This is a genomic window from Hydrogenoanaerobacterium saccharovorans (genome assembly GCF_016901815.1).
Lineage (GTDB): Bacteria > Bacillota > Clostridia > Oscillospirales > Ruminococcaceae > Avimicrobium > Avimicrobium caecorum.
Genome location: NZ_JACSNR010000004.1, coordinates 18,803 through 31,943, shown reverse-complemented (window position 1 = coordinate 31,943; position 13,141 = coordinate 18,803). Strand labels below are relative to the sequence as shown.

Sequence of the window (13,141 nt, the reverse complement as noted above, 5' to 3'; positions counted from 1 at the left end):
TTCTCCTTTATCAGCAGTAATGCGCTTTGATCAGACATTGAAGCGGAACAGAACAATGTCGCCGTCCTTCATGACATAGTCCTTGCCTTCGCTTCCCACCAGACCTTTTTCCTTGGCAGCAGCCATACTGCCGCAGGCCATGAGGTTATCATAGGAAACCACTTCGGCACGGATAAAGCCTCGCTCAAAGTCGGAGTGGATCTTACCGGCAGCCTGGGGAGCCTTGGTGCCCTTGGTAATGGTCCAGGCACGCACTTCCTGTTTTCCGGCGGTGAGGTAGGAGATCAGACCCAGCAGGGCATAGCTCGCCTTGATCAGACGGTCCAGACCGGATTCATGCAGACCCAGTTCCTCCAGGAACATGAGCTTTTCCTCCTTGGTCATGTCGGTGATCTCCTCTTCCAGACGGGCGCAGATCGGCACAACTTCAGCGCCTTCCGCAGCGGCGATCTCCTGAACCTGGGCCAGGTAGGGGTTGCCTTCGATGCCCTCAGTGAACTCCGCTTCGCTCATGTTGGCGGCATAGATGACCGGCTTGGCGGAGAGCAGGGGAATGTCAGCAAAGATCTCCCGCTCCGCATCGCTTTCGCATTCGAAGCCGCGGGCCGAGGCGCCGGTTTCCAGATAGGCCTTGAGCCGCTGGAGCATATCCACTTCGGTCTGGTACTTCTTGTCGCCCTTGAGCGCCTTTACAGCCCGGTCGATCCGGCGGTCGAGAATGTCGATATCCGAGAGGATCAGTTCGTAGTTAATGGTTTCAATATCCCGCTTGGGGTTGATGGAACCGTCCACATGGACGATCTCGCCATCCTCAAAGCAGCGTACCACATGGATGATGGCATCCACTTCCCGGATATGGGAGAGGAACTTGTTTCCAAGGCCTTCGCCATTGGCAGCGCCCCGCACCAGACCTGCAATGTCTACAAATTCGATGGTGGCAGGGGTAACCTTATCCGGATCATACATTTCAGCCAGCTTATCCAGACGCTCATCCGGAACTGCAACCACACCCACATTGGGTTCGATGGTGCAGAAGGGATAGTTGGCAGCCTGCGCACCGGCATTGGTGATCGCATTGAACAGTGTGCTTTTGCCCACATTGGGCAGACCCACGATTCCAAGTTTCATGTCTTGTCCTCCAAAACTGCGGCACCGCTTCCGAGGCGGAATCAGCTGTGCCGGATATTCCACCCCTTATTATAACGGGATTTTTCCTTTTTCACAAGTATCGTTTACGGGCAAGTTGGAAAAGATTCAAGAATTATTCAACTATTTTCTGGCAAATATCGGTATAATAATGAGTAGTTCTTGCAATCCCCGTCAATTTGAAGGATAATGAAACGGGATAGTATTTTTATATGACGGCATTATAAATGTAAAAAGTCAGATCCAAAGGGTAACTTCGGGTCTTAAGGGAGGAATCAAATATGGCACTTGGAAAAATTCTGGTTGCTGATGATGACCGCAACATCGCGGAACTGCTCCGGCTCTATCTGGAAAAGGAAGGCTATACCACCGAGCTGGCTGCGGACGGAGAGGAAGCCGTTGCCAAATTCAACGCGGACACTCCGGATCTGGTGCTGCTGGACATTATGATGCCCAAGCTGGATGGCTGGCAGGTATGCCGGGAGATCCGCAAAAAGTCCAACTGCCCGATCATTATGATCACCGCCAAGGGTGAGACCTTTGATAAGGTGCTCGGTCTGGAACTGGGTGCGGATGACTATGTAGTCAAGCCCTTTGATGCCAAGGAAATCGTAGCCCGGATCAAGGCGGTCACCCGCCGTACCGGCAAGCCGGCTGTGGAGAATGATGTCAAGGAAGTATCCTATGACAAGCTCACTGTCAACATGACCCGGTATGAGCTCAAGGTGGATGGCAAGGTTGTGGAAACTCCGCCCAAGGAGCTGGAACTGCTCTACCATCTGGCAAGCAATCCGAACCGTGTATATACCCGTGACCAGCTTCTGGATGAGGTCTGGGGCTTTGAATATTATGGCGATAGCCGTACCGTGGATGTACATATCAAGCGTCTGCGTGAAAAGCTGGAAGGCGTATCGGATCAGTGGTCGCTCAAGACTGTCTGGGGTGTAGGCTACAAGTTTGAAGTAAAGGAATAAAGGCGGGCGTTTTTATGCAGAAAAGCCTGTTTTCAAAATACTATTCCATCTGTGTCATGATGATCCTGGTATCCATTGCACTGATCGGTTCGGTATTTCTGATCCTCACATCCAACTATTTTGAGCAGGAGAAGTATGACCTTCTTTCCCGGAATGTCAAACAGGCGGTATCCATTACCATGGAGGATCTGTCGGTCAATGACTATGACTATGTGTCCGCCTCCCGGGTGCTGAATGTCTATACCATCCTGGGAGATGCCATTGACGCCGATATTTTCCTGGTGGATGTCAACGGCAAAACTCTGCTCTGCACCGAAACCAGCGGCTGCAACCATTCGCTCTATTCGGTGGATGAGGATGTCATGTCCCAGGTGATCCGGGGTGAATACCACAATGTCGGGCATCTGGGCGCCATCTATTCCACGCCGCATTATATCGTGGGTGTTCCGCTCACAACGCCCAATGGCAGCGTGGTGGGAGCTGTATTCGCGGCCTCCAGTGCGGAGAGCCTGACCCAGTTTGTCACCGATACCCTGCAGATGTTCGCCCTGTCCGCTCTCGCGGCTCTGATCGTGGTGTTCATCTGTGTCTACTACATCACCGGACGGATGGTTCGTCCCATCCGGCAGATGGTTGCTGCCACCGAGAGCTTCTCCAAGGGAGATTTCTCGGCACGTGTTCCGGTGGGGGATTTCGATGAGCTGGGTAAGCTGGCGATGGCGTTCAACAACATGGCCTCGTCCATGACCACCATGGAGAGCACCCGGCGCAGCTTTATTGCCAATGTGTCCCATGAGCTGAAAACACCCATGACCACCATCGGTGGCTTTATTGACGGCATTCTGGACGGGACCATCCCGCCGGACCGGGAGCGGCACTATCTGGAGATCGTATCTGCGGAGGTCAAGCGTCTGTCCCGGCTGGTGCGTTCCATGCTGGATGTCGCCAAGATCGAGGCGGGCGAGATGAAGATCGAGCTGGCCCCGGTGGACATTAACGATGTGATCCTGCGTACCGTGTTCACCTTCGAGCAGCGCATTGAGGACAAGCATCTGGACATCCGTGGTCTGGAAGCGGACCGTGTCATGGTGCTGGCGGATGTGGACCTGATCCATCAGGTGGTCTATAACCTCATCGACAATGCGGTCAAGTTTGTCAATGACGGCGGCTATATCGAGTTCAGCTATGATGTACAGGATGATCTGACCTATATCGGGGTCAAGAATTCCGGTGCGGGCCTGAGCAAGGAAGAGGTAGCCCATGTCTTTGACCGTTTCTACAAGACCGATAAGTCCCGCAGCATGGACAAGACGGGAGTAGGCCTGGGCCTGAGCATTGTGCGGACGGTGATCAACATGCATTCGGGTGAGATCATTGTGCGCAGTGTAGAAGGGGAGTACTGTGAGTTCCAGTTCACACTGAAAACCGCAAACGCACGCAATTCCCAGAATCTCCTGAAAAACGAAAAGGAAAAGAACCGTCCGCAGGGTGAATAACCGGCGGAAGGGGCATGGCTGAAGCAAAAATCCAAGGCTGCTTCAGCCATTTTTTTCGGGCAGATGAAAAAATGTAAAAGGATAAAAAGAATCGGCATCCAAATTGCAAACTGGGTGCATTTTGACAGGAAAACAGGGCATGGATAATGAAAAAATCCCTTGAACATGCGGTTTTTGGCATCTGGAAAAAACTCCAAAAAATTTAATGGGCGTTCAAAAACTATTCAATAAGCTTTGGTAATCTAATACTTGTAAAAAGATTAAAGCAGCCTGATGGCTGTAAGGGATATGTGGGGGGTGGCCTTATGAACGACAACAGAGAATATCCGAATGGGGAACCAATGGATGAAACCAGACGGAATACAAACGGCAATACCGAGCAGGGCAACGGAGAGATCCATTCCGATGACCGGATCTATCCGCCGAGAAACGGTTCAGCCGATCAGGAACGGATGAGCGGATACGCCTCCACCGGCTATGGCGGCGTACACTCCGGCCCGGATCACAACAGCGGCAATACCGGCAATCCGAACCAAGGGGAAGAGCGCCGGGATTACGGCGTAGATCCGTTCTCTGCCGGACAGAACCGGCGGTCGGACCGTCCTTATGGCATGACCGGGACCTATGAGTGGAACTTTGCGGACTACGATCAGCAGAGCAGCGCACCGGCCCGGGATCAGGCTGCCCGCAAGAAGCGCGGTCGCATGGCTGCGATCCTGGTAGGATGCCTGGTTGGTGTCTTTGCACTGGCGTTCTGCGGTTACAGCATTTACAGTGCCATTGATTCCAGCCGTGTTGAGCAGGATAACAGCAGTTCGGAGGTTTCCGCTCTGCCGGGGCTCAACATCCAGGACACCCCGTCGGACAGCGACACAACTGTCTCCTCGGACGGCAAGCTCTCGGACAAGGAAATCATCAAGAAGGTCAGCCCGGCAGTAGTGGGAATTGAGTGCTACGCCTTCGGCAACAGCTTCACCCCGTCCAGCTCCGGTTCCGGTATTATCATGACAGCTGATGGTTATATCGTCACCAATGCCCATGTGGTTGAGGATGCGGCTGGCATTACAGTAGTCCTGGAAAACGGCGATGCCTATGCGGCAGAGCTGATCGGCGCGGACTCGGATACCGACCTGGCAGTGCTGAAGATCGAAGCCAGCAACCTGACCTATGCGGAGTTCGGCAACTCGGACGAACTGGAGCGGGGTGACCGGGTCATCGCCATCGGCAACCCGGGTGGTACCGTTCTGGCAGGCTCCACAACCGGTGGTATGGTTTCGGGCCTGAACCGGAATATCAATTCCAGTTCTCCGTACAGCACCAGCTATATCCAGGTGGATGCAGCCATCAACCCCGGTAACTCCGGCGGTGCCCTGGTCAATGAATATGGACAGGTTGTAGGCATCAACTCGGCAAAGATCGCTGAAACCGACTATGAGGGCATCGGCTTTGCCATCCCGATCAACGAGGCTCTGCCGATTATCCAGGAGCTCATGCAGTACGGCCATGTAACCGGTCGTGCGGCACTGGGCATCCAGGGCTATATGATCAATGAGGCTGTGGCAGCCATGCGTCGGATGCCGGTTGGCTTCGGCATTGAAGCGGTTGATCCCTCCTCGGATCTGGCAAGCAAGAATGTAGTGGCTGGCGACATTATCACCTATATCAACGACAAGCAGGTTACTTCCTATGATGTGCTTGCCAATGAACTGGCTGAATTCAAGCCCGGTGACACAGTCAAGCTCACCATTTACCGCTCCAGTTCATCGGGCGGTGCCGGACGCAGCTTTGAGGTCAATGTAGTCCTGATCGAAAGCGCCGGCGAATAATTCTCCAAAAGCAAAATTTTCTTCATTTTCTCCTTCTTTCCTATAAACCGACTGTCTGCGGACAGTCGGTTTTTTATTGTACCGCAAAGCCATACAGAAACAGACCGTACTCACCGTGAATACAGACCAAGAGAAAATTTGCGCATCTGACGCAATAATATTGTCGAAATTTGTCACATAAATTATAATATATCTGTAATTTGAAACTCTCCCGATGAAAGGTCTGTATACGATGAAACGAATTTTCGCTTTCTGCTTGGTCGTTGTGATTTCTGTATCAATATCCTTGGGTGCAGAACTATATACAGAGCCTTTCCTTTCCGCCAGCCGGGCACACCTGGACAACATCACAACAGTGAACAGCATGTCTGCCATCCTTCCCACGGTGGGAGAGGATATTCCCGGCTTTGGCCTTCTGAACTCCAATGCCCGCTCCGGTGAGATCCACTATCAGGTGCAGGGCGCCGAAAAGGTCACCATCGGATTTTATTCTCATGATTCCGCTTATGCTTGCTGGAATGGAACTGTATGGACAAATGGTGTATTCTCCATCAGAGACCATGTGGAAAAAACACAGCCGGTCTACATGGATTCAACAGGTGCACTGTATATGCAGGACGATGCCATTTGGTATCAGCTTCAGACATCGTTGGATTATAACTCTACTACATTCCGTCCGGTGGAGAAAGCGCCCGATTTTGTCAAACCCCTTAATCTTGAGGTTTATGCGCTGGACTCTAAGGGAGGTAAACATAGCTTAATAGGGACTTCAAACGAAATCCGTCTTATGGCTCCCAATTCAACACGCCACTATTACGAGGAACGCACCTATGAGGTCCCAAAGGGAACGCAGGAGCTGATCATTGCCCTCAACTTTCCCTGGGAACTTCGGGATACTTCCGGAAATCCAATGGCACGACCACCGTGGGGTCTGACCAACTATCCTGTGGTTGTCAACGAGATCCGCATTGAAGGCACAGACCTGATTTTCGACCAGGCGCCGGTTGACCCGGACGAGCCCTCCAGTCCCGGGGACGGTGATGGCAGTAGCAGCGGCAGTGGATCGGGCGGCGGAGGCGGCGGTGGAGATGACTCCGATGATGAGATCATACTGCCCGGCAATGAGGACGAGGACACCTGGATGGACCGGACCGAGATGCCGGTCTCCTCGGAGGAATCCAGCCTGATACTGTCCAGCAGTGAGCTGGAGTCATCCAGCGGCAAGACCTCCTCCGGCGGGAACAAGTCCGGCTCAGGCAAGGACGGGGAAGCGGATGAGGAGGCTGACCGTTCCTCCTCCGAGCCGGAAAGCGAAACGCTGATCTACCAGTCAGACCGGGAAACCATCCGGGACAAGCTGTTTTCCGCCATGCTGGCAGGCTATGGCGTGATCGGACTGGGTGTTGCATGGCAGATCTATCTGCACACCATCCGCAAGAAATAAAACTTTCACTTTTGACGGCAAAAATCCCCTCCGGAACATCCGGATGGGGATTTGGTTGCTTTTTGGGGGTTCTTCCGGGGCAGCGACAGAATGGGCAGGTGGCAGAGTATCCCATCCCGCATAGGATAGCAGTGAGCAGAGTCCTGCCTGTTCGTGTCTGCTGCGGGGAAGTGGCAGTTATCTGCCCTGGAAGCGCTGACCCGCATTCGGCGGCACTTTCCATATAAAAAGCCCTCCGGAGGTGATTCGGAGGGCTTTTGCGGTTGGATACGGAAAACTGCGGTTTATTTTGTCAGACAGGCTTCCGAAATCTCCCGGTGGGCTGTTTCCAGCATGTCGGGGATCTGGATGTGCTGCGGACAGGCCTTCATGCACTTGCCGCACTTTTTGCAGGAGTCGGCCCGGAACCCGTCTTTCAGACGCTCAAAGTAAGCAGCCCGGGTCATATCCGCATTGCGGAACAGCTTGAAGTTGTTGTAGGCCTTGAATACCTCGGGAATATCCACGCCGAAGGGACAGGGCATACAGTACTCACAGCCGGTGCAGGGCACAGTGTGGACATCCAGGATCTTGCGGACTACGGTATCCACCACCTGCTCCTCAGCCGGTGTCATGGTGAGGTCGCCTTCAAAGGTGCGGATGTTGTCGATCATCTGTTCCATGCTGCTCATGCCGGACAGGGTCACCTTGACATTGGAATGGGAAGCTACCCACTTCAGGGCCCAGGAGGCAGGAGAGCGATCGGGGTCATACTCCCGGAAGATGGCATTGAACTCCTCCGGCAATGTGGACAGGAAGCCGCCCCGTACCGGTTCCATGACTACGCAGGGGATTCCACGGCTCTCCAGGGTCTGGTAGAGCTGATCGGCGCCCAACAGATGGGGGTCGATGTAGTTGTACTGGATCTGGGCAAAATCCCAGGGATAGCGGTCCACAATAGCCGGGAACCGTTCGGCGGGATCGTGGTAGGAGAAGCCGATATACCGGATCTTGCCCTCCTGCTGCTTCTTGCGGCAGAGGTCATAGAGGCCCTGTTCCAGCACCTTGTCGAACCGTGCCTTGCTCAGGGCATGGAGCAGATAGAAATCGATGTGGTCGGTTTTCAGACGCACCAGCTGTTCCTCGAAGATCCGCTCGAAATCCGCTTCAGATTCCACCAGCCAGACCGGCATTTTGGAGGCCAGGAAGAAGCTGTCCCGGGGATACCGGCTCAGAGCTTCGCCTACAAACGGCTCGGAAGTACCGCCGAGATAGGGCCAGGCGGTATCATAGTAGTTGACGCCATGCTGATAGGCATAATCAAACATGGCAAGTGCCTGTTCCCGGTCGATGGCATCGCCTTTCATCGGCAGACGCATACAGCCGAATCCCAGCTTGGACACTTCAATACCCAGACGGTCCAATTTGGACATTTTCATGCACAGTCATTCCTTTCTGAACTTTGGATAACTTCAGCATAGCACAAATTCTGCCATAAAACAATCACAGGTCCGGGTGTGTAAAAATTTACAGAATTGCGGAGGATTGTTTGTTGACCTTTCCGGAGGATTGCGATAAAATTAAAAACTGTATCAGTATGTCCAAAGAGAGAATTTCAGCTTTGTATGACAGAAAGGGAGGACTTTTGAAATGATCCGTATTGCACCGTCGATTTTGTCCTGTGATTTTGCCCGTTTGGGAGAGGAAGCCGCAGCTGTCCGGGAGGCGGGAGCAGACTGGCTCCATGTCGATGTGATGGACGGACATTTTGTGCCGAATCTTTCGCTGGGTGTGCCGGTAGTCCAGAGCCTGCGCAAGGCAACGGATCTGTTCCTGGACACCCATCTGATGATCACCGATCCGCTCAATTATGTGGAGCCGTTTGTCAAGGCCGGAGCAGACCTCATCACCTTCCATCTGGAGAGCAACAGCGATCCCGAAGCAGTGATTGAAAAGCTGCGGGAACTGGGCTGCAAGGTGGGTCTTGCCATCAATCCCGATACTCCGGTGGAGAAGGCCTATCCGCTGCTGGACCGGGTGGACATGCTGCTGGTGATGACCATCTATCCCGGCTTCGGCGGACAGAAGTTCATGCCTGAAACAGCGGACAAGGTGGCCCAGGCTGCGGCATACCGCCAGGAAAAGGGACTGGACTTCCTCATTGAAGTGGATGGCGGCATCAATCCCGAAACCGCCGGCGTTGCAGCCGGACATGGTGCTGAAGTGCTGGTGGCAGGTTCGGCTGTCTATGGCAAGAGCGACTACGCGGCAGCAATCCGGTCCATCCGGGAAGCAGCCGCAGCCGGGAAGTAACCATTACTGCGGCGTACACAGACGCTCCAGAGCGTTTTCCTCGATGAGGGCCGGACAGTGTTCCTGGATCACAGCGGCAGCCAGCTCGCCCCGGGCAGCCAGAGTGCCGTATTCCGCCAGCAGCATGACGCTTTCCTGGCTGGTCTGGTCCAGCGGACGGATCAGCAGCAGGCAGCCGCCGGCGCATTGGTAAAGGGAACTGCGGAAGATCCGGTGGGAATAGAGCTGGAACAGCTGCCGGGCGCCCGCGAGGAGATCTTCGGCGTGTTCGAACCGGAAGATCACCGGGGTGCAGATGCTCTCCAGCGTATCGGAGGCATGGGCCTTGGAGAGGATCAGCACACAGCCGTTTTCGGTGGGGAGGGCTTCGATATAGATCTGTCCCTCATCCGGACGGAAGCCGGCGGTTTGCCAGGCGCTGTCCAGGAGCTGCAGCAGCAGTTCCCGGGTGGGTTCGTCATCGGGGCCAAGATGGTCCCAGTCGATCTCATAGGCTGCCAGTTCCTCATGGCTCAGGGTGATGCGTACTTTATCCGGGGAGAGTTTCTTGATCGTCATACTATCAGCCGCTTTCAGTTGAGAATTTTAGTGAATGCAAGGGAGAGAATAAATGCCTGATTTTTCCAACCGACTGCTTGCACGGTTTGCAGGACAGCGGTTTTCATACCGATGGTACAGCGATATTCAGCTGGCCCGTCAGGGAATCGTATTGGAGCAGAATAAGGAACCGGCGCTTTCCGGCGGCATCCAGCGGATCTGCTCCAGAACACTGGATCATGTGCCGATTGATGATCTCCAGGAGGGAGATGACATCGTCACCATTGCCCGGAAAGCGGGGATTATTGATGAGAATACCGGACGCCCGCTCTATCTGCTGCTGGATCGTGCCAGAAATTCCGGCTGCCGGATCATCATTGCGGATGCGCTGGACGATGAGCCGTATATTTCGAGCCAGCTTGCTCCGGCCCTGGAGATGACCGATCAGCTGGTGCGCGGCATCGAGCTTGCCAAGGAGGCAGTGGGGGCAGAGAGTGCCCGGATCGAGATCTACAAGGAGCTGGGGGATTCGCCGGTGACCATCGGGGAGAACCTGGGCGGTGTGCCGGTGGACCGTGTAGGCGCCGGTTATCCCGCTGATAACTCGCTGATCCAGAAGCACCGGGAGGAGAAGGCCTCAGTATTCGGAGCCTGCGCGCTGATCCATCTGGCTCGGGCTGTGGATGAGAAGATCGCCCAGACCACTGTGTTTGTGACGGTGGCTGGAGACGGCGTGACTACCTCTGCCAATCTGGAGGTCTCCATCGACAAGACAGCGGGAGAACTGCTGCGGCAGTTCGGTCTGTCGGACGAAACGTCCCGGGTCGTGATCGGAGGCTCCATGCGCGGCGTGACCATCACCGACCTGGACAGCACCCGTGTCACCGCCCAGACCCGTGGAATCCTGGCAATGCGGGAAGTGTTCAAGGACTACAACTATACCTGCATTGGCTGTGGGAAATGCGATGATGTCTGTCCGGTAGGGCTTTCGCCTTACTATCTCTATAAGTTTGTGCAGGCAGGACGGTATTCTATGCTTGAGGATTTCGATATTGACCTCTGCATCGGATGCGGTACCTGCAGCTATGTGTGTCCTGCCAAGCTCAAAATCGCTTCGGAGATCACCCGGGGCAAAATGGAGCTGGTTCAGTATATGAACGCAAAGAAGGAAAAAGAGCAGAATGAGGAGGTGCGTGCATGAATCTGATCCACAGCCGACCGCCCCATGTGCGCAGCCATGAGTCCAATTTCAGCGTGATGGGGGATATGGTGATTTCCCTGGTCCCGCTCTATCTGATGGCATATTTCTTCTATGGGAGCCGCACCCTTGTGCTGGGAGCCGTTTCGGTGATCACCTACACTGTGCTGGACTTCCTCTGCACCTTCCTTTCCAGCCGCCGGGTGGGAATCCTGGATCTCTCGCCGGTGGTGACCGGTCTGCTGATCCCGCTGATGTTGCCTGCCAGCATCGGCTTTACCCCGGTAATCGCCGCTGACCTCTTTGCCATCGGCGTCATCAAGCAGCCCTTCGGCGGACTGGGACAGAACATCTTCAATCCCGCTGCCGGCGGTGTGGCGTTTGCTGTTCTCACCTGGTCGGATTCGGTGTTCCGCTATCCGGTGCCCATCGAGTCCCTGGGCAATGCGGCAGCCCGGCTGGTTTCTTCTCCGGCTGCTTCGCTGCGGCTGGGCGCAACCCCGAACTATCCCTTTACCGATATTTTCCTGGGCATCTATCCCGGACCGATGGGCGGGACCGGCGTACTGATCCTGCTGGCCTGCTTCGGCTATCTGGTGATCCGCAAGACCATCAGCTGGCGGCCCACCGCTGCTTTTCTGGGGACTGCGGCACTTGCGGCTTTCTGCTTCCCCCGGATCACCACCGGACGCTTCCAGTCGGTGCTTTATGAGCTCACCAGCGGCCTGCTGCTGTTCGGAGCGATCTTCCTCATCAACGATCCTGCCACTTCGCCCAAGTCCCAGACGACACGGACCATCTATGCGGCGATTGCCGGTGTTGTAGCGATGATCTTCCGGTACCTGGGTGCCTATGAAGAGGGGCTTGTCTTTGCGATCCTGCTGATGAATGCCTTCTCACTGTTTATTGATATGCGTTATGAAAAAATCCGTCACCGGGAAAGGAGGGCGCTTTATGCAGAGCAGCAGACTGAAACGGTATAGACATCTGGTCGGACGGTTTGACGGCCTGCTGACCCGCACTCCGGTCATCACCTACGGACTGGCGATTCCCTTTGCCGTTATGGGGACAGTGGATGCCCGTGCCGCCTTCGCGCTGAGCGTCGGCATGATGGCAATCAGCCTGCTGTCCACCGCTGTGGGCTGGGTCCTGAAGCGGATGGGACAGGGGAGAGAGGTCTACATGCTGGTGACCGCTGTGCTCTCCTCGCTGACCCTGGCTGGCCTGAGCCGTCTGCCGCTGGGCGGGTTCCAGATGCCGGTGGGCATGCTGGGTATCTATTTCCCGCTGCTGGCGGTCAATACCCTCACCTTCTTCCTGGTAACCCGCTGCGATGAACAGAAATCGCTGCCGGCAAACCTGGCACAGGCGGCCCGGTCGGTGCTTTCCTTTGCGTTCTTTGTCATGGCGGTGTCCCTGTTCCGGGAACTGCTCGGCAAGGGAAGCATCTTCGGAGTCAAGGTTCTGAGCAGCCTGCAGATTTCCACTGTACTGATGCCGTTCTTTGGTTTTATCCTGGTGGGCATGCTTTCGGCATTCTGCCGCCAGGTGAACCGGTCGATCCGGGCCTGGTGCCTGATCAAGGACCGGGAAGAGGCCATGGACGCCAAGACAGAGGAGGTGAAGGCATAAGATGGCTGGTTTTGTAAAGCTGCTGATGATTGCGTTCACTGCCGCTATGGTGGAAAATGCGATTTTCAGCCGTGCTCTGGTGACCCGCAAGATGCTCTTCCTGAAGAACAGGGAGGAGATCCTCACCTTTTCGGCTGTTATTACCCTGATGACTGTGATCTCCGGTGTGATCTGCTATGCGGCAGATTCGCTGCTGCTCTATCCCCGGGGAGTCAGCATCTACATCCGTTCCGCACTCTATGTCCTGATTATGGCGGCAGTCCATACTGCCATGATTGTGGCAGCCTCCCGCAAAGTCGGGGAATGGTATGCCCGTGCGAAAAATGTGCTGCTGATGGCTGGCTACAATGTGGCAGTGCTGGGTACTATCCTGCTCTGTTCCTTCAACCGGTATAACCTCTGGGAGCGGCTGTTCTATTTTGTGGGCACTGGTGTAGGCGTTACACTGGCACTGGTCCTGCTGGATGTAGCCAATCAGAATATCGCCATGTCCCGTGTGCCCCGGATCTTCCGGGGACTGCCCATTCTGCTGCTGTATATCGGAATACTCAGTCTGGCATTTTATGGGCTGATCGGCCATCCGATCACCTTCTGAT

The 13,141-nt window shown here is 54.9% G+C and carries 13 protein-coding genes; 9 read left to right on the top strand and 4 right to left on the bottom strand.

The window, feature by feature from the left end; genetic code table 11:
• Positions 1-30: 30 nt before the first annotated feature.
• On the bottom strand, positions 31-1,128 hold the full coding sequence (gene ychF, locus H9X81_RS04805; RefSeq protein WP_191391986.1) for a redox-regulated ATPase YchF: 1,098 nt from the start codon (positions 1,126-1,128) through the stop codon (positions 31-33).
• Between the two features lie 299 nt (positions 1,129-1,427).
• Between ychF and H9X81_RS04800 the strand changes: the two genes are divergently transcribed.
• The 3 genes from H9X81_RS04800 to H9X81_RS04790 all read left to right on the top strand — a co-directional run bounded on the left by H9X81_RS04800 (position 1,428) and on the right by H9X81_RS04790 (position 5,442).
• Entirely contained in the window at positions 1,428-2,120 is a 693-nt protein-coding gene (locus tag H9X81_RS04800) for a response regulator transcription factor (protein ID WP_191391985.1), read from the top strand.
• 14 nt (positions 2,121-2,134) lie between these two features.
• Positions 2,135-3,616 (top strand): HAMP domain-containing sensor histidine kinase, encoded by a 1,482-nt coding sequence (locus H9X81_RS04795; protein WP_204720261.1) that lies wholly within the window; start codon positions 2,135-2,137, stop codon positions 3,614-3,616.
• Between the two features lie 341 nt (positions 3,617-3,957).
• Complete coding sequence (locus H9X81_RS04790) at positions 3,958-5,442, top strand: S1C family serine protease (protein ID WP_204720259.1); 1,485 nt, start codon at positions 3,958-3,960, stop codon at positions 5,440-5,442.
• Here H9X81_RS04790 and H9X81_RS04785 read toward each other — a convergent pair.
• A complete protein-coding gene (locus H9X81_RS04785) occupies positions 5,377-5,817 on the bottom strand; it encodes a hypothetical protein (RefSeq protein ID WP_204720257.1) in 441 nt (146 codons plus the stop codon). The genes H9X81_RS04790 and H9X81_RS04785 overlap by 66 nt on opposite strands.
• A 412-nt stretch (positions 5,818-6,229) precedes the next feature.
• Here H9X81_RS04785 and H9X81_RS04780 point away from each other — a divergent pair, with 412 nt between their 5' ends.
• On the top strand, positions 6,230-6,886 hold the full coding sequence (locus H9X81_RS04780; RefSeq protein WP_204720255.1) for a hypothetical protein: 657 nt from the start codon (positions 6,230-6,232) through the stop codon (positions 6,884-6,886).
• Between the two features lie 284 nt (positions 6,887-7,170).
• On the opposite strand, the gene H9X81_RS04775 is transcribed toward H9X81_RS04780, so the two are convergent.
• On the bottom strand, positions 7,171-8,298 hold the full coding sequence (locus H9X81_RS04775; RefSeq protein WP_243424019.1) for an aldo/keto reductase: 1,128 nt from the start codon (positions 8,296-8,298) through the stop codon (positions 7,171-7,173).
• Between the two features lie 217 nt (positions 8,299-8,515).
• On the opposite strand from H9X81_RS04775, the gene rpe reads away from it, so the two are divergent.
• Positions 8,516-9,178: a ribulose-phosphate 3-epimerase gene (gene rpe / locus H9X81_RS04770; protein WP_191391980.1), complete on the top strand. Its 663-nt coding sequence runs from the start codon at positions 8,516-8,518 to the stop codon at positions 9,176-9,178.
• A gap of 3 nt (positions 9,179-9,181) precedes the next feature.
• Here rpe and H9X81_RS04765 read toward each other — a convergent pair whose 3' ends face one another.
• Positions 9,182-9,736, bottom strand: a complete 555-nt coding sequence (locus H9X81_RS04765; RefSeq protein ID WP_177502314.1) for an adaptor protein MecA — start codon at positions 9,734-9,736, stop codon at positions 9,182-9,184.
• Positions 9,737-9,788: 52 nt separating this feature from the next.
• Here H9X81_RS04765 and H9X81_RS04760 point away from each other — a divergent pair, with 52 nt between their 5' ends.
• From H9X81_RS04760 to H9X81_RS04745, 4 genes are read left to right on the top strand one after another with little or no spacing between them, the layout of a single operon-like run.
• A complete protein-coding gene (locus tag H9X81_RS04760; protein ID WP_204720253.1) occupies positions 9,789-10,916 on the top strand; it encodes a 4Fe-4S dicluster domain-containing protein in 1,128 nt (375 codons plus the stop codon).
• Positions 10,913-11,896, top strand: coding sequence for an RnfABCDGE type electron transport complex subunit D (locus H9X81_RS04755; protein WP_204720250.1), 984 nt, complete (start codon positions 10,913-10,915; stop codon positions 11,894-11,896). The genes H9X81_RS04760 and H9X81_RS04755 overlap by 4 nt, the downstream gene beginning before the upstream one ends.
• On the top strand, positions 11,868-12,545 hold the full coding sequence (locus H9X81_RS04750; RefSeq protein ID WP_204720248.1) for an Rnf-Nqr domain containing protein: 678 nt from the start codon (positions 11,868-11,870) through the stop codon (positions 12,543-12,545). The genes H9X81_RS04755 and H9X81_RS04750 overlap by 29 nt, the downstream gene beginning before the upstream one ends.
• A gap of 1 nt (position 12,546) precedes the next feature.
• Positions 12,547-13,140 (top strand): Rnf-Nqr domain containing protein, encoded by a 594-nt coding sequence (locus H9X81_RS04745; protein ID WP_204720246.1) that lies wholly within the window; start codon positions 12,547-12,549, stop codon positions 13,138-13,140.
• Position 13,141: the final 1 nt, after the last annotated feature.